The 16658-nt window shown below is 63.0% G+C and carries 18 protein-coding genes; 5 read left to right on the top strand and 13 right to left on the bottom strand.

Translation table 11 applies throughout. The features are described 5' to 3' along the window. The first annotated feature begins 21 nt into the window (after positions 1-21). From AWB79_RS06575 to AWB79_RS06565, 3 genes are read left to right on the top strand one after another with little or no spacing between them, the layout of a single operon-like run. Positions 22-873: an FTR1 family iron permease gene (locus AWB79_RS06575; RefSeq protein WP_061166600.1), complete on the top strand. Its 852-nt coding sequence runs from the start codon at positions 22-24 to the stop codon at positions 871-873. Further along, positions 870-2273 (top strand): 4Fe-4S binding protein, encoded by a 1404-nt coding sequence (locus AWB79_RS06570; protein ID WP_198398984.1) that lies wholly within the window; start codon positions 870-872, stop codon positions 2271-2273. The genes AWB79_RS06575 and AWB79_RS06570 overlap by 4 nt, the downstream gene beginning before the upstream one ends. 20 nt (positions 2274-2293) lie before the next feature. Beyond that, positions 2294-2707, top strand: coding sequence for a GlcG/HbpS family heme-binding protein (locus tag AWB79_RS06565; protein ID WP_061166598.1), 414 nt, complete (start codon positions 2294-2296; stop codon positions 2705-2707). A 276-nt stretch (positions 2708-2983) separates the two neighbouring features. Here the strand turns inward: AWB79_RS06565 and hemP are convergent, their stop codons facing one another. From hemP to AWB79_RS06545, 4 genes are all read right to left on the bottom strand, one after another. Further along, positions 2984-3232, bottom strand: a complete 249-nt coding sequence (hemP, locus tag AWB79_RS06560; RefSeq protein WP_061166597.1) for a hemin uptake protein HemP — start codon at positions 3230-3232, stop codon at positions 2984-2986. Between the two features lie 148 nt (positions 3233-3380). Then, complete coding sequence (locus AWB79_RS06555) at positions 3381-3869, bottom strand: SRPBCC family protein (protein WP_061166596.1); 489 nt, start codon at positions 3867-3869, stop codon at positions 3381-3383. Positions 3870-3909: 40 nt separating this feature from the next. Further along, on the bottom strand, positions 3910-4308 hold the full coding sequence (locus tag AWB79_RS06550) for an OsmC family protein (protein ID WP_061166595.1): 399 nt from the start codon (positions 4306-4308) through the stop codon (positions 3910-3912). A gap of 145 nt (positions 4309-4453) precedes the next feature. Continuing rightward, positions 4454-5326 carry a pirin family protein gene (locus AWB79_RS06545; protein ID WP_061166594.1) on the bottom strand — a complete coding sequence of 291 codons (873 nt, stop codon included), beginning with the start codon at positions 5324-5326 and terminating at the stop codon, positions 4454-4456. A 165-nt stretch (positions 5327-5491) separates the two neighbouring features. On the opposite strand from AWB79_RS06545, the gene AWB79_RS06540 reads away from it, so the two are divergent. After that, positions 5492-6454, top strand: coding sequence for a LysR family transcriptional regulator (locus AWB79_RS06540; protein WP_061166593.1), 963 nt, complete (start codon positions 5492-5494; stop codon positions 6452-6454). Positions 6455-6794: 340 nt separating this feature from the next. On the opposite strand, the gene AWB79_RS06535 is transcribed toward AWB79_RS06540, so the two are convergent. From AWB79_RS06535 to AWB79_RS06495, 9 genes are all read right to left on the bottom strand, one after another. Continuing rightward, positions 6795-7217 carry an ExbD/TolR family protein gene (locus AWB79_RS06535; RefSeq protein WP_061166592.1) on the bottom strand — a complete coding sequence of 141 codons (423 nt, stop codon included), beginning with the start codon at positions 7215-7217 and terminating at the stop codon, positions 6795-6797. 16 nt (positions 7218-7233) lie between these two features. Then, positions 7234-7980 carry a MotA/TolQ/ExbB proton channel family protein gene (locus AWB79_RS06530; protein WP_061166591.1) on the bottom strand — a complete coding sequence of 249 codons (747 nt, stop codon included), beginning with the start codon at positions 7978-7980 and terminating at the stop codon, positions 7234-7236. Between the two features lie 33 nt (positions 7981-8013). After that, positions 8014-8748 (bottom strand): energy transducer TonB, encoded by a 735-nt coding sequence (locus AWB79_RS06525; protein WP_061166590.1) that lies wholly within the window; start codon positions 8746-8748, stop codon positions 8014-8016. A gap of 319 nt (positions 8749-9067) precedes the next feature. Then, on the bottom strand, positions 9068-9304 hold the full coding sequence (locus AWB79_RS06520) for a (2Fe-2S)-binding protein (protein WP_061166589.1): 237 nt from the start codon (positions 9302-9304) through the stop codon (positions 9068-9070). A gap of 175 nt (positions 9305-9479) precedes the next feature. Further along, positions 9480-10364 carry a glutamate racemase gene (gene murI, locus AWB79_RS06515; RefSeq protein WP_061166588.1) on the bottom strand — a complete coding sequence of 295 codons (885 nt, stop codon included), beginning with the start codon at positions 10362-10364 and terminating at the stop codon, positions 9480-9482. 4 nt (positions 10365-10368) lie between these two features. Continuing rightward, on the bottom strand, positions 10369-10845 hold the full coding sequence (bfr, locus tag AWB79_RS06510; RefSeq protein ID WP_061166587.1) for a bacterioferritin: 477 nt from the start codon (positions 10843-10845) through the stop codon (positions 10369-10371). A gap of 203 nt (positions 10846-11048) precedes the next feature. Continuing rightward, positions 11049-12572, bottom strand: coding sequence for a fumarate hydratase (locus AWB79_RS06505; RefSeq protein WP_061166586.1), 1524 nt, complete (start codon positions 12570-12572; stop codon positions 11049-11051). A gap of 51 nt (positions 12573-12623) precedes the next feature. Beyond that, complete coding sequence (locus AWB79_RS06500; protein WP_061166993.1) at positions 12624-13208, bottom strand: TIGR00645 family protein; 585 nt, start codon at positions 13206-13208, stop codon at positions 12624-12626. Positions 13209-13409: 201 nt separating this feature from the next. Continuing rightward, positions 13410-14312, bottom strand: coding sequence for a DMT family transporter (locus AWB79_RS06495; RefSeq protein ID WP_061166585.1), 903 nt, complete (start codon positions 14310-14312; stop codon positions 13410-13412). A 343-nt stretch (positions 14313-14655) separates the two neighbouring features. Here AWB79_RS06495 and acs point away from each other — a divergent pair, with 343 nt between their 5' ends. After that, positions 14656-16638 (top strand): acetate--CoA ligase, encoded by a 1983-nt coding sequence (acs, locus tag AWB79_RS06490; RefSeq protein ID WP_061166584.1) that lies wholly within the window; start codon positions 14656-14658, stop codon positions 16636-16638. Positions 16639-16658 lie beyond the last annotated feature (20 nt).

Raw genomic sequence — 16658 nt, 5'->3', positions numbered from 1 at the left:
TGGAATTGCTGGAGGTTTGGTATGGGGCAGGTACTTTTCATCGTGTGGCGGGAGAGCGTCGAGGCGTTGCTCGTCGTCGGCATTCTCTACGCGTGGCTGAAGAACGGAGATCATCAGGCGCGCCGCGGCCTGCCTTATCTGTGGGCCGGCGTCGGCATCGGCCTGCTCGCGGCGGTGGCGCTGGGCGCCGCGCTGATCGGCTTCACCGAAGTGCTCTCGGGCAACGCGCAGGATTACTTCCAGACCGCGATGGTGCTGATCGCCTGCGTGCTGATCGTGCAGATGGTCCTGTGGATGAAGCGTCACGGCCGCACGCTCAAGCGCGACATGGAAACCTCGCTGCAGAAGAGCACGCAGGACGGACACTGGTGGGGCATCGCGGTGCTGGTCGCGCTGGCGATCGCGCGTGAAGGCAGCGAGACGGCCGTGTTCCTTTACGGCGTCGGCTTCGGCCAGTCGGGGCACGTGGACGCGTCGCAGTACGTCGCGATCATTCTCGGCTTCGGTCTGGCGCTGCTGACGTTCTACATCCTGCAACTCGGCGGCAAGATTTTCTCGTGGCGCTCGTTCTTCCGCGTCACCGAAATCATGCTGCTGTTCCTCGCGGCGGGTCTGTTCGAAACCGGCGTCGACAAGCTGATCGACATGGAAGTGCTGCCGGTCATCGTGAATCAGGTCTGGAATTCGTCGTGGCTGCTGGATGATTCGAGCACCTTCGGCTCCCTCGTCGCTACACTCACGGGTTATCGCGCGCATCCGGCGGGCATGAATCTCGTGGCCTACGCGGTGTACTGGATCTTCATTTATCTTCTGCTGCGTCGTTCGAATCATCAGATGGCGCAAAAACAAAAGGCCGCAAGCCGTCCAGCATGAGTTCTGTCCTCGCCCGACCTGGCCGGCTTCAGCAAGCCGGTCAATGGATGCAACGGCACGGCAGCGCGATCCGCATGATTCAGTGGGTCGTCGTTGCCGTGTATGCGTTTCTGATCATCGTCCCCGCCGTGATGCCGCTGCCCGATGGCTCCGCGCATCTGTGGAACAACCTCACGCTCGCGGCGCAGTTCGTGTTCTGGGGCATATGGTGGCCCTTCGTGCTGCTCTCGATGGTCATGCTCGGCCGCGTCTGGTGCGGCGTGCTGTGTCCCGAAGGCGCGCTCTCGGAGTTCGCCAGCAAGTTCGGCCGCGGCTGGGCGATTCCGCGCTGGATGCGCTGGGGCGGATGGCCGTTCGTCGCCTTCGGTCTCACGACCATCTACGGCCAGATGGTCAGCGTCTATCAGTATCCGAAGGCGGTGCTGCTCGTGCTCGGCGGATCGACCGTCGGCGCGATGATCATCGGCGTGCTGTATGGCCGCGAGAAGCGTGTGTGGTGCAAGTATCTGTGCCCGGTGAATGGTGTGTTCTCGCTGCTCGCGCGGCTCGCGCCGTTCCACTTCAAGGTCAATGAAGACGCCTGGCGCCGTTCCTATACCAAGGGCGAGCACGGCCATCGCGTGATTCCGATCAATTGCGCGCCGCTCGTGCCGCTGCGCAACATGAAGGGCGCGCAGGACTGCCACATGTGCGGCCGATGCAGCGGCCATCGCGACGCCATCGCGCTCACGTGGCGCTCGCCGTCGGAAGAGGTCGTGAAGCTCGGCGACAAGGCCGCGAACCCGTGGGACACCGCGCTCATCCTGTACGGGCTGCTCGGCATCGCCATCGGCGCGTTCCACTGGACCGTGAGCACCTGGTTCGTCGACCTCAAGCAGTATCTGGCCGGCTGGCTGATCGACCAAAACATTCTCTGGCCGCTCGATACCACCGCGCCGTGGTTCCTGTTCACGCATTACCCCGAGCAGAACGACGTGTTCTCGTGGCTCGATGGCACCATGGTGATCGGCTACATCGTCGTGACCGGGATCGTCTATGGCACGGCACTGCTCGCGCTGCTCGCCACGGGCGCGCGCATGCTCGGCAAGTTCGATACGACGCGTCTGCATCACCTCACGCTCGCGCTGATTCCGATCGCGGGCGTCGGCGTGTTCCTGGGGCTTTCGGCAACGACGGTTTCGCTGCTGCGCGCCGAGCAGTTGCCGCTGTGGTGGGTGCCTGGTCTGCGTCTCGGTCTGCTCGCGGCCGCGAATCTGTGGAGCGCGTGGCTGGCGTGGCGCGTGACGAGCCGCTATGCATCGGCGCTTGTTCCGCGCTTGCTCACGATGGTATGGTTTGTCGCTGCGCTGGCCGTCGCGGACAGCGCGTGGTACCTGATGTTCTGGGGTTTCACCCGATAAACCGTTCAACGAGAGCTGATGTGAGAACCAAACCCGTATTGACCGACGACGACGTCAAGGCCGTGGCGGCCGCCGCGGAAGCGCATGCGAAGGAACACAGCTGGAACGTGACGATCGCGATCGTCGACGATGGCGGACACCTGCTGCATCTGCATCGCCTGGAAGGAGCGGGCGCGAGCACCGCCGAAATGGCCACGGGCAAGGCGCGCACCGCCGTGCTCGGCCGCCGCGAGACCAAGGTCTATGAAGACATCATCAAGCAGGGCCGCACGGCCTTCCTCTCTGCGCCCATGACCGCGATGCTCGAAGGCGGCGTGCCGATCTTCGTCGGCGCGGATATCGTCGGGGCGGTAGGCGTATCGGGTGTGAAGTCGGAGCAGGACGCGCAGATCGCGAAAGCGGGCATCGCGGCGCTGGGTATCGAGAACGTCTGATCGTTCGTCGCAGCGAAACAAAAACGGCACGCCTTCGTTCGAAAGCGTGCCGTTCTCTTTTGTCTTCATTTGCGTGGCTTGCCCGTCAAGCACACTGCAAAACGCGGGAACCAAAAAAAGCGGCTTCGCTTGCTATCGACGACTGGCTGGTGTTTGCACGAAGGGGTCTAAATTCTCGCGTGCAAGTCGTCCTCGCTGGCTAAGGCCAAACACCTCTTGGCGAGGTGGTCCCCACAATACCCGGTACGTGCTGCTGTTCTTGCTGCTGCTTGCCGCTTACTTCGTCAGGATCAGCTTGCCCAGACGCGTCGCGCGCAACTGATAGGTCTCCCCGTTATGCACGATGCTCACGTGGCTGCGGCCTTGAAGCAGCGCATCGCTTCGCAGCGAACGCTCGCCGCTGCTTTCCGCCGCTTGCGCGACATGCACCGTCGTGACGGTGGTCGCCTTGGGCCGGGTGATTGCGGCGTCGCGGACAGCCGGGCGGCGCAGCCTGAGCGTGGAGGATCGCAGCGTGTCGGTCATGTCGGAAAGTGTGCGTTCGTTGATTCGATGGGTCTATAGTAAATGATAATTATTCCTATTTGCAAACAGACTTTTCGATTGAAACAAAACTTTTGATAGCCGTGCTCGATGCGGCGGCAAAGCATCCGCTACCGCATCGCGGGGAAGCTCAGTGCAGCGGACTTTGGTCCTTGCGGCCGTGCACGAACTGGCGGATCAGCCGCACAGTATCGATATCCGACTCGCGATAGGCCGACTTCACGATCTCCTGCGTCTGATGCTCATCGGGCGTCGGATTGGCGTTTTCCGGCAGTGTGGTGCTGTAGGTGAAGCGCAGGAAGAGCTGCAACGCGTCGGGCTGCTCGATCGCCATCGTGAGCGAACCGCCGACATACTCGGCGGTCGGCAGTATGTCGTAGCGCACGCTCGCGCCCGGCGTGAGCGTCACGCGATCGCGCACGGTGGCCTGGCCGTAGTGGAGCTCGCGCTCCATCGTGTCGCCGTCGCGCGAGAGGATGTTGCAGCTATCCAGGCCCAGCACGAACAATTGCGGCTGCTCGGCGCGCAGGACGAGTCCTTCCCAAAGCTCCTCGCGGGTCAGCGACTCGACGAGCGGATTGAGCGGATCGTTGATCTGGATCAGGTGTTCGAAATTCAAGACGACTGTTTCCTTGGACGTTCGGGGTGCCCGCGATGCATTACTGCGGCGTGAGCCCGGAATCGATGTGAATCGCGCCGGACAGGACCTTGTGCATCGGGCAGGCATTGGCAATTTGCAAGAGCCGTTCCCGCTGCTCGGTGGAGAGAGCGCCTTCGAGCGTGATGCGGCGCTCGATGTTCGTGCCTCCGGCCGTGCTTGTCATCGACAGTTCGACGTGCACGCCTTCCAACGGCCACTCCTTGCGCTTCGCATACATCTTGAGCGTGATCGAGGTGCAAGCGCCGAGGCTCGACAACAACAGCGACGCGGGCTCCGGCCCGGTGTCGCCACCGCCGACGCTGGCGGGTTCGTCCGCGAGCCAGGTGTGCGTACCGTCGCTGAGACGGGCCTGATATTCGAGACTGCCGATCTGGGCGGTCACGTTGGGTGCTGCCATGCGCTGCTCCTGTGATTGGATGCGGGAGAATGCCAAAACGGCGCGGACGGAACGGTCATTGTGACTCAATGTGACCATTCTCGCCGCGCCGTTTCACCGGATTCGCCGGCCGCCCCCGCAAGCGAGAGCGCCGATGGGTAAGGCGCTAGTGCGTGATCGCGCCCATGCGGCCCGCCTGATAATCGACCACGGCCTGGCGGATCTCCTCCTCGGTGTTCATGACGAACGGGCCGTAACGCACCACCGGCTCCTTCAACGGCACGCCACCGATCAACAGCAGTTCGACTGGCTCATCGCCGGCGGCGAGCGAGATCGTGTCACTGTCGTCGCGGAAAATCACCATTTGCTGGGCGCGCACCGGCTGGTTTTGCGGCCCGTACAGCGCCGCGCCCGACAGCGGATACGCGAACACCCGATAATCACGCGGCACGTTCAACTCGATCTTCGCGCCCGGCTTGAGCGAAAAGTGCTGATACAGGATCGGCGTGCGCGTCTCGATCGCGGCCTTCACGCCGAGCGCTTCGCCCGCGATGACCTTCACGCTCACCTTGCCGTCTTCGCTCGTCGCGACCGGAATCTGCGCCGACGGAATCTCCTGATAGTGCGGCGCGATCATCTTGTCGCGCTGCGGCAGATTCACCCACAACTGGAGCCCGTGCACGCGGCCGCCACGGCGCGTGAATTCCTCCGCCGGCATTTCGCTATGCACGACGCCCGCGCCGGCGGTCATCCATTGCACGTCGCCAGGGCGCAGCGTGCCCGAATGACCCGCCGAATCCTTGTGACCGAACTCGCCTTCGAGCATGTAAGTGACGGTCTCGAAGCCGCGATGCGGATGATCGGGCGCGCCTTTCGCCTCGCCGGGCGCGTAGTCGGCGGGACCCATTTCATCGAGTAGAAGAAACGGGTCGAAATCCATCAGAAGACGGGTCGGAAACGGACGATGCACGACGAAACCGCCGCCTTCGACGGTGCGGGTCGCCGGAATGATGCGTTCGATACTGCGGCTGGTGGCCATTTTTGCCTCGCGTTGCGGATGCGAAAAATAAGGGAATAGCGATAAATCTGAAACACAGAGCTATTATATGGACCGATTTTGGCGATAAAAGACGTCCCGGCGCAATGGATTGTCCCGCTGGCGATAACGAACACATCAACGCGCACTTCCGAGTCTCACGACGACATGAAAGCCGACTCGCATGACCTGAACGATCTGATGTATTTCTCGCACGTCGTCGAACACGGCGGATTTTCGGCCGCCGAGCGCGTGCTCGGCATTTCGAAGTCGCGGCTGTCGCGGCGCGTGTCGGAGCTGGAGGCGTCGCTCGGCGTGCGCCTGCTGCAACGCTCCACGCGCAAGCTCGCGCTGACCGAGGCGGGCCAGCTCTTCTACCATCATTGCCAGGCGATGCTCGCCGAAGCTCAGGCCGCCGTCAACGTCGTGCAGAGTCTGCGCGACTCGCCGCGCGGCACGGTGCGCGTGAGCGTGCCGGTCACCATTGCGCAGACGTTTCTGTCCGCCGTGATGCCCGATTTCATGGATCGTTATCCCGAAGTGCGCGTGGTGCTGCGCGTGACGAATCGGGTCGTCGACCTGTTCGAGGACGCGATCGATGTCGCGCTGCGCGTGCGCTCGGAGCCGCCCGCGAGCTCGAACGTGGTCGCGCGGCCGCTGTGGCGCACGGAGCAGATGCTGGTGGCGGCGCCCTCGCTGCTCAAGTCGAACGCGCCGCCGATGACGCCCGCCGACCTCAAGCAATACGACACCATCGACATGCCGTCATCGGACGGGCGTCACGTTTATCGGCTGATCGCGCCGGACGGCACGCGCCACGAGTTCGAACACGAGCCACGCCTCGTCACGGCCGACCTCTCGATGATCCGCGAGGCCGTGATGCGCGGCGTCGGCATAGCGGCGCTGCCCGAGATGATGTACGGCGCGCCCTTGCGTAGCGGACAGTTGTCGCCGGTCATGCCGGGCTGGACGTTTCCGTCGCCGCAACTCTATGCGGTTTTTCTTTCGCGTCAAGGCATGGTCCCTGCAGTGCGCGCTTTCGTCGATTTTCTCGTCGAGTCGATCGGTAGCGGCCAGCGCTTTCCCGGAGAATGTCCTGTTCACGAAAAGCCCGAACGCGAAACGGTTTGAACGCTTTTTCGTTTGTCATTGGTTTATGACATTGAAGCGCGCGTTTGCGATGGACAGATTCAATTGATCGCCGAAATTCGCGGCGGTATATTGAAGTCTCCTTCGCTAAGGAGCTCCTTATGCGAAAACTGACGGCTGCTCTGATAGTTAGCCTGATAGGGTTGATTGCACTGTCCGTGTCGACCACGGCTGCTGCATGTGGCGGAACTTCTGATTCTGGCTATTCGAATCCGCAGTGACCGTCTCACCCGAATGCGCCGAGTGCGCACGAAAAAAGGCCTTCATCTGACGATGAAGGCCTTTTACTTTGGCGGCGCTTTTTCTGTTCGTGAAACGCTGATTACTTCCCGCTCTTCGGCTCGGTGACGAAACCGATCTTCGTCAATCCGCCCGACTGCGCCGCCGACATCAGATCGGCGACTTTCTCGTACGCCACCTTGCGATCGGCGCGCAGATGAATCTCCGGCTGCGGATTCTGCTGCGCGGCCTGCGCGATGCGCGCATTGAGCGTCGCTTCATCGACGGGCTGATCGTCCCAGAGAGTGGTGCCGTCAGCCTGAATCGCGATGTTGACGTGCGCGGGCTTTTCGTCCTGCGGCGCGCTGCTCGCGTGGGGCAGGTCGATCTTCACCGCGTGATGCATTGCCGGAATCGTGACGAGGAAGATGATCAGCAGCACCAGCATGACGTCGACCAGCGGCGTCATGTTGATTTCGCTCATCATGCCGTCGTCTTCATCGCCGGCGAATGGGCTCATGGCCATTGCGAACCTCCCGGACTTACGACGCGCGCGTCGCGAGACGCAGGCTATCGGTGGAGCCGTTCGAGGCGCGCTTGGTCGACGAGAGCTTCGAACCCGTGACGAAGAACGCGTGCAGGCCGTGCGCGAAGCGGTTCAGCTTCGTGACGATGCCCTTGTTCGCACGGGTGAGCGCGTTGTAGCCGAGCACCGCCGGAATCGCGACGAACAGGCCGAACGCGGTCATGATCAGCGACTCGCCGACCGGGCCCGCGACCTGATCGATCGACGTCTGGCCCGTCGCGCCAATGGTCAGCAGCGCGTGATAAATGCCCCATACCGTGCCGAACAGGCCGACGAACGGCGAGGTCGAACCGATCGATGCGAGGATCGCGAGACCCGACTGCATGCGGCCGACGCCTTCGTCCATGACGTCTTTCAGGCAGCGCGTGATCCAGTCCGACACGTCCATGCGGTCGTGCAGATGCGGTTGCGTCTGGTGATGATGGTCGGCGGCTTCCTGGCCCGCGAGCGCGAGCGCGAGAAACGGGTTGTCGGCCGGACTCGACGACTGGCTGCCGAGCTTCTTGATGCCGTCGTTGAAATCGTCCGAATGCCAGAAGGCTTGTTCGGCGTTCTTGGTCAGGCGCTTCAGGCGCACGACATTCCACGCCTTCACGATGATCACGGTCCATGAAAGCACCGACATGATGACGAGCGCGAGCGCGATGCCCCGTGTGACGAAGTCGCCTTGCGCCCAGACGTGCGCGATCCCGTAGTTTTCCATTTCTCTTTCCTTCCTTGTATCTAGATAAACCGGTCAGTCGTTCAGACTGAATACGAATGGCACCGTGGCGGTCGCACGAATCGCTTCGCCATTTTCCTTGTACGGGCTGCAAGCGCTGCCGCGCACCGCGTCGAGCGCCGCGTCATCCAGGCGCGACGAGCCGCTGCTCTTCTGCAGCGTGACGTTTTCGATCTTGCCGGACAGCCCGACGGTCAGCCGCACGATGGACGTGCCCGTTTCGCCTCGTCGCTTGGCCATTGCCGGATAGTCTGGCTGCGCAATGTTGCAGCTGAGGTGCGCGACATTCTTCGGCGCGGCCAGATCCATGCTCGGCTTGCCGATCGCAGGCGCGGCGGCGGGCGGCGGAGCGGGCTGCGCCGGAGCAGGCGGCGTCGGTTCCGGCGCGGGCGCGGCGATCTGCGACGGCGCTTCGGTCACCGGCATCGGCGTGGGCTTCGGCTCGACCTTGGGTTTCACCTTCGGCTTGGGCTGCGGCTTCGGAACCGGCTGTGGCACCGGCTTGGGCTGCGGCGGCGTTTCGACCGAGACCGGTTGCGGCGCGGGCTGCGGCGTCTCGCTGATCAACTGAGCAGTGATCGACTTGGCTTCGATCGGGCGCGGCGGCGGCTCGTGGCGCATGTTCATCGCGACGCCGAGCAACACGGCATGAAGAACGACGACGGCGGCGCAGGCCGCGATTACGCGCGGATTCGCGTTCGATGGCGGCGCCGTTCGGAAAGCGGCGGGAGTGGTGGTCGGAGACTGCATTGTTATTGGCTGCTTGCGACGCTGCGTGGTTGCCCGCTGACCAGGCATCTTCCCAGCTTAAACGACTGCGCGGACTCGACAAGAAGAAAACCAGACGACGTCATTTTCGGAAGATAAGCAGGGAGATAAACAGGGTGGTCACGAAACCAATCAGCAATTCCATTTTTCCCTCCTGGGATCAAGGGTTGGCGGCTGGCTAGAGTGACCGGAAGTTCGAAGGTAACCTGGCTTGCGGGGGGGCGATCATGCGACCGGGCGGCGCGGCCGGATACAGCGCATGCCGCCGGTTTAGCGCGGCGCGAAGGCCGCGCGGACTGCTTCAGGCAGCCTGACGCTCGTAGAACGTAAGCGGCGCCACGTGTTCGTGCTGCTGGACCCCGCAGCGCGACGCACACACGCCGCTTTGCGCCATGACGTCGCGAACGCTTTCTTCACATTTGCCGCAGCACAGCGCGACGCCGAGCTCGAATTGCAGTTCGTCGAAGGAATCCGCTCCTTCGGCAATGGCGGCTCGGATCTTTCGGTCGGACACTGATTTGCAGACACAGACAATCATGATCGTTCGCGATAGTTAGCGTTAATGCGAATTATTATCATTCGACATTGCCGCGTTTGCAAGCGGGGCTCCGTGTTTTTTGTAACAGAGCACGCAAGTTAGCGGGTTTATTGCTAGGAGCCTTGTCTGGCGGGGGAAAGCGCGCGCCGCCCAGCGGCTTTTGCGAGAGAAACCCTCAGACGATGTCGGGTTCCGCGAGGCGCGTGCGGCGTGAGGGGATGTCGACGTGCTCGACAGGCGCATCGAGTTGAAGGAGCGACGCGGCGAGCTGGCGTTGCGATTCGCCGTCGGCGGTGGAGCAGAAGCGCGGGAGGTTTTCGGGCGGCGCGCTGTCGTTTTTTAGCGCATGCGCATCCAGCAGACGGTAGAGCTGCCGCGCGATGGCGACACTCGTATCGACGATCTGCAGTCGTTCGCCGGCGATGTCGCGGATTGCGCGGTCGAGGAAAGGGTAGTGCGTGCAGCCGAGCACGAGCGTGTCGGCGCCGGCGCCTAGCATCGGCGCGAGGTAGCTTTCGAGCAGCGCCATCAGCGCGGGCGAGGACGTGTCGCAGCGCTCGACCGCCTGCACCAGCCCGTGCCCCGCCTGACAGATGAAGCGGCAATCGCCCGCGTAGCGTTCGAGCAGCGACTGGAAGCGCGCGGAGCGCAGCGTGACCGCCGTGGCGAGCACGCCGACCACGCGCGACCTCGACACGGCCGCCGCCGGCTTCACGCCTGGCTCGACGCCGACGAGCGGAATCGGCAGGCGCTCGCGCACGAGCGCGATGGACTGCGCAGTCGCCGTATTGCACGCGACGACGAGCGCCTTCGCACCCTGTCCGACCAGCCATTCGCCGATCGCCATCGTCCGGTCGACGATAAAGTCGTCGTCGCGCTCGCCGTAGGGCGCGTGCAGCGAGTCGGCGACGTAGATCAGGCGCTCGCGCGGCAACAGCGCGCGCACGGCGCGCAGCACCGACAGACCGCCGAGACCGGAATCGAAAATGCCGACCGGCGCGCTCGCGTTCGACGCGGCACGCTCGTTCGGCACGAGGGAAGGCGACAAGCCTGCGGACATCCAGTTACTCGTGATCGCCCATCATGGTTTGCTGGTAGTTCTGGATGCCGACCTTGTCGATCAGATCCAGTTGCGTTTCCAGCCAGTCGATGTGCTCTTCGGTGTCGTGGAGAATCTTCTCGAAGATCTCGCGCGAGACGTAATCGCGCACGGTCTCGCAATAAGCGATCGCTTCCTTGCAGGTGGACTGCGAAATCTGCTCGAGCTTCAGATCGCACTCGAGGATTTCCTTGGTTTCCTCGCCGATCAGCAGCTTGTGCAGGTCCTGCAGATTCGGCAGGCCGTCGAGCATGAACACGCGCTGGATCAGCCAGTCGGCGTGCTTCATTTCGCCGATCGATTCGTCGTACTCGTGCTTGTTGAGCTTTTCGAGGCCCCAATGCTGATACATCCGGGCGTGCAGGAAGTATTGATTGATCGCGGTCAGCTCGTTCTTCAACTGCGCGTTCAGGTATTCGATGACTTTTGCGTCGCCTTGCATGGTTGTTCCTTTTTTGTAACGTGGGGCACTGAGCAAAGATAAACCGTTGACATGCCTATGCCAAGGTTGAGAAGAAATTTTTTGTTTCAGACAAAACTGAGAATGAAAACCTTTCGCGTTGGCGGCGTTTCAATGAAAAGAGCCGGGCGAAATGCCCGGCTCCCGTCATACGTCGGCGGCACGAATCCGCCGCCGATCGGCTATCAGACCGTCGCGACCGGAATTTTGCCGATCTTCGCCTGCCATTCGGCGGGGCCCGTCTTGTGGACCGAAATGCCGCTCGAATCGACGGCGACCGTCACAGGCATGTCCTGGACGTCGAACTCGTAGATGGCTTCCATCCCGAGGTCCTCGAATGCGAGCACCTTCGCTTCGCGGATCGCCTTCGACACGAGATACGCTGCTCCGCCCACTGCCATCAGATAGGCGGCCTTGTGATTCTTGATCGCCTCGATCGCGACCGGACCGCGTTCGGCCTTGCCGATCATCGAGATCAGGCCGGTTTGAGCGAGCATCATCTCGGTGAACTTGTCCATGCGCGTGGCCGTGGTCGGGCCTGCCGGGCCGACGGCTTCGTCGCGCACCGGATCGACCGGGCCGACATAGTAAATCACGCGGTTAGTGAAATCGACCGGCAGCTTTTCGCCCTTGGCCAGCATGTCGGCGATGCGCTTGTGCGCGGCGTCGCGGCCCGTGAGCATCTTGCCGGAGAGCAGCAGCGTCTGGCCCGGCTTCCACGATGCGACTTCTTCCGGCGTCAGCGTGTTCAGATCGACCCGCTTGCTCGTCTCCGTGTTCGGCTGCCATGTGACCTTGGGCCATGCGTCGAGCGGCGGCGCTTCGAGCTTCGCGGCGCCCGAGCCGTCGAGCGTGAAGTGCGCGTGGCGCGTGGCCGCGCAGTTCGGGATGATCGCGATCGGCTTCGACGCCGCGTGCGTGGGCGCCGCCATGATCTTCACGTCGAGCACGGTCGCCAGACCGCCGAGACCTTGCGCGCCGATGCCGAGCGCGTTCACCTTCTCGTGCAGCTCGACGCGCAGTTCCTCGATCCAGTCCTGCGGGCCGCGCGCGATGACGTCCTGAATGTCGATCGGGTCCATCAGCGATTCCTTCGCCATGACCATCGCCTTTTCAGCCGTGCCGCCGATGCCGATGCCGAGCATGCCCGGCGGGCACCAGCCCGCGCCCATCGTCGGCACGGTCTTGAGAATCCAGTCGACGATCGAATCGGACGGGTTCAGCATCGCGAACTTCGACTTGTTCTCCGAGCCGCCGCCCTTCGCCGCGACCTGAACATCGACCTTGTCGCCCGGCACGATCTCGTAGTGGATCACGGCCGGCGTATTGTCCTTGGTGTTCTTGCGGCCGCCTTCGGGCGGGCTCACGATCGACGCGCGCAGTACGTTGTCCGGGTTCAGGTAACCGCGACGCACGCCTTCGTTGATCATGTCGGTGACGGACATCGTTGCACCGTCCCAGCGCACGTCCATGCCGACCTTCACGAATACCGTGACGATGCCGGTGTCCTGGCAGATCGGACGCTTGCCTTCGGCGCACATGCGGCTGTTGGTCAGAATCTGTGCGATCGCGTCTTTCGCCGCCGGGCTCTCTTCGAGCTCGTAAGCGCGGCCGAGCGCCTGGATATAGTCGAGCGGATGGTAATAGCTGATGTATTGCAGCGAATCCGCGATGCTCTGAATCAGATCTTCCTGCTTGATGACGGTCATGGCTTGAGGCTCTGGGGGACGAAATTAGGTGTGGGCGTTCTGGGCGACGCTTCAGTCCAGCGCGCTGCGGGGCGCGAGGGTTTCGCTATGAAAATGCTTCGGATGCGTATGCGTGGTCAGCCGGTCGACGAACGCCATGATCAGCGCGGAGACGAGGAACGCAACGTGGATGATCACCTGCCACAGCACGGCGTGGAACGTGTGCTGGTCGGGGTTGATGAAGGTTTTCAGCAGATGGATCGAGGAGATGCTGATCAGCGCCATCGAAAGCTTCACTTTCAGCACGCCCGCGTTGACGTGATCGAGCCATTCGGGCTCGTCGGGATGGCCTTCCACGCCCAGGCGCGACACGAAGGTCTCATAGCCGCCGACGATCACCATGATGAGCAGGTTCGAGATCATCACCACATCGATCAGGCCGAGCACGACGAGCATGATGTTGGTTTCGTCGAGCGTCATCGAGTGCGTGACGAGGTGCCAGACTTCCTTCAGGAACAGCACCACATAAACGCCTTGCGCGACGATCAGACCGAGATAGAGCGGCACCTGCAGCCAGCGGCTCATGAAGATGAGTCTGGGCAGCGCTTTCATCGTGCGGGGCTGAGCGGGCGAGGGGATGGGCTTCGGAGCGGACATGGGCGGCTTTTCAGTCGAGCGAATCGGACCGGAGATGATGGCGGGCGAATATGACGAACCACACTGCGATGCGCCGGCGAACGCGCGTCGGCGCGCGTTCGCGGTCAGGGAAAGCCCGGTATTGTAGCGCGTCGCCCGGCAGTCTTGCCGAAAGCTTTCGGAAAGCACTGACGCAATTCTCAGCCGATCCTAAGGTGGTCCCTAAGCACCGCTTTCGCCCGACACCGTGCCCGCGGCGCGCGGACGCAGGCTCGCGAGCGCGATTCCCGCCACCACGCAGGCGAGCGCGACGCCATGCGCGAGCGTCGGCCGCTCGCCGAGAAATGCGATGCCATAGACGGCGGCCGCGACCGGCAGCACGGCGCAGAACACGCCGGCGAGACTGCCGTCGACGTGGCGAATGCCTTTCATCCACAGCCAGAACGAAAAGATGCTCGCCGAAAGTCCGTACCAGACGAGCAGCGTCCAGGTGCCGGCGTCGACGCTGGCCCAATCGAAGCCTGTCAGCGAACCCGCGCCGAGCGGAAGCATCAGCAGAAAACCGATGCCGTGCGTGTACGCGCAGATATCGATGGCGGAGAGCGTCCGCGTGAGCCGGCGCGAGAGAATCACATAGAGCGATTCGCAGCACACCGCGCCGAGCACCATCAGGTTGCCCGTGAGCGAGCCCATGCCGCCTTCGCCGCCGCTCTGCGCGACATTGATGACCAATACGCCCGCGATCGCGAGGCCGATCGACGCGAGCGCGCGCCCGCCCGGCTTCTCCTTCAGGAAGATCCACGCGAACAGGGCGACGGTCGCCGGAATCGTGCTCGTGATGACGCCGGCCGCGACTGCGCTCGTGCGCGCGACGCCGTTCAGCATCAACAGCGTGAAGCCGAAGGTGCCGAAGAACGCCTGCAGAAAGAGATTGAGCCATTCGCCGCGCGCCACGCGCCGCATTTTCGACGGACGCAGCAGCGGACCCAGCACCACGAGCGCGATGACGAAGCGCGACAGCGCGAAGAGCGGCACGGGAACGGAGGCGACGATCGATTTGCCGATGCCGACGTTGCTCCCGACGAGCAACATGGCCGCGATCAAAAGACAGGCGTAGCGATTCAAGCTGGGAAACGGTCCGACGAGGCCCGACGAGTTCAGTTACGATTGTGGGGTCGCATTGTAGAAGCCACATGGACTCCGTGTATACCCCGTGCCAGTTGACGCGGGTACGTAAGAAGCGGGTAAGTTGGGCGGCTTATCTTGAACTCGATGCGGGATGTCACCGGCAGGAGAATGTGCCGTGACATCTTCCGCGCCGCTACGGCGCGGTCACTATGGAGACAAGTTCGGGCCAGGGAACGCCACGCGTTCCACGCGCTCGAATCACATAACATGCGGCGCGCGCGGCCCACTCAGCGACGCGCGCGCCGCCGGATTTCGGAAACACCATCAGGAGAGGTTGTCGATGTCTGCGATCGAATCGGTTCTTCAGGAAAAACGTGTGTTCCCGCCGCAAGCCAAGGCCTCGGCGGGTGCGGCAATCTCCGGCATGGAAGCCTACAAGGCGCTCGTCGCGGAAGCGGAAAGCGACTACGAAGGTTTTTGGGCGCGCATCGCCCGGGAAATGCTCTCCTGGCACAAGCCGTTCAGCAAGGTGCTGGATGAATCGAAGGCGCCGTTCTATACCTGGTTCGAGGACGGCGAGCTCAACGCCTCGTACAACTGTCTGGACCGTCACGTCGAAGCGGGACGCGGCAACGACAACGCGATCATCTTCGAAGCCGACGACGGCACCGTCACCAACGTCACTTATCAGGACTTGCTCGACCGAGTCAGCCGCCTCGCCAACGCTCTCAAGAAGCGCGGCGTGAAGAAGGGCGATCGCGTCGTCATCTATCTGCCGATGTCGGTGGAAGGCGTGGTCGCGATGCAGGCCTGCGTGCGCATTGGCGCGACGCACTCGGTCGTGTTCGGCGGCTTCTCGTCGAAGTCGCTCAATGAACGTCTGGTCGATGTCGGCGCGGTCGCGCTCATCACCGCCGACGAGCAAATGCGCGGCGGCAAGGCGCTGCCGTTGAAGAGCATCGCCGACGACGCGCTCGCCGCGGGCGGCTGCGAGAAGGTCAAGGACGTGATCGTCTACCAGCGCACGGGCGGCAAGGTCGCGTGGACCGAAGGCCGCGATCTGTGGCTTCACGAGATCGTCGAGAACGAGTCGAACCAATGCGAGCCGGAGTGGGTGAGCGCGGAGCATCCGCTGTTCATTTTGTATACGTCCGGTTCGACGGGCAAGCCGAAGGGCGTGCAGCACAGCACGGCGGGCACGCTGTTGTGGGCCGCGCAGACCATGAAGTGGACCTTCGACATGAAGCCCGGCGACATCTTCTGGTGCACGGCGGATATCGGCTGGATCACGGGGCATAGCTATATCGCGTATGGTCCGCTGGCCATCGGCGCGACGCAGGTGGTGTTCGAAGGTGTGCCCACGTTCCCGCACGCGGGCCGTTTCTGGGAGATGATCGACCGTCACAAGGTCACGATTTTCTACACCGCGCCGACGGCCATCCGCTCGCTCATCAAGGCATCGGAAGCGGATGCGAAAGTGCATCCGAAGAGCTTCGATCTCTCCACGCTGCGCATTCTCGGCACGGTCGGCGAGCCGATCAATCCGGAAGCGTGGATGTGGTATCACGAGAACGTCGGCCGTGGTCAGTGCCCGATCGTCGATACCTGGTGGCAGACCGAAACCGGCGGTCACATGATCACGCCGCTGCCGGGCGCGACGCCGCTGGTGCCGGGTTCCTGCACGTTGCCGCTGCCGGGCATCATGGCCGCGGTCGTCGATGAAACCGGCCAGGACGTGCCGAACGGGCAGGGCGGCATTCTGGTCGTCAAGCGCCCTTGGCCGTCGATGCTGCGCAATGTGTGGGGCGACCCGAAGCGCTATCAGACCAGCTATTTCCCGGAAGAACTCGGCGGCAAGCTGTATCTCGCCGGCGATGGCGCTGTGCGCGACAAGGAAACCGGCTACTTCACGATCATGGGCCGCATCGACGACGTGCTGAACGTCTCGGGCCACCGCCTCGGCACGATGGAAATCGAGTCGGCGCTCGTCTCGAATCCGATGGTCGCGGAAGCGGCGGTGGTCGGCCGTCCGGACGACACCACCGGTGAAGCCGTGGTCGCGTTCGTCGTGCTGAAGCGCGCGCGTCCCGAAGGCGATGAGGCCAAGCAAATCGCCACCGAACTGCGCAACTGGGTCGGCAAGGAAATCGGCCCGATCGCGAAGCCGAAGGACATCCGCTTCGGCGAAAATCTGCCGAAGACGCGCTCGGGCAAGATCATGCGCCGCCTGTTGCGCTCCCTCGCGAAGGGCGAAGAGATCACACAGGACGTCTCCACGCTGGAGAATCCCGCGATTCTCGATCAGCTCGGCGAGGCGCGCTGAGCCTCGATTAGCCGCCGCCC

Source organism: Caballeronia hypogeia, from assembly GCF_001544875.2.
GTDB classification, from domain to species: domain Bacteria; phylum Pseudomonadota; class Gammaproteobacteria; order Burkholderiales; family Burkholderiaceae; genus Caballeronia; species Caballeronia hypogeia.
Note: the sequence above shows the minus strand (reverse complement) of the source record. Positions and strands in the feature narration are given on the sequence as shown.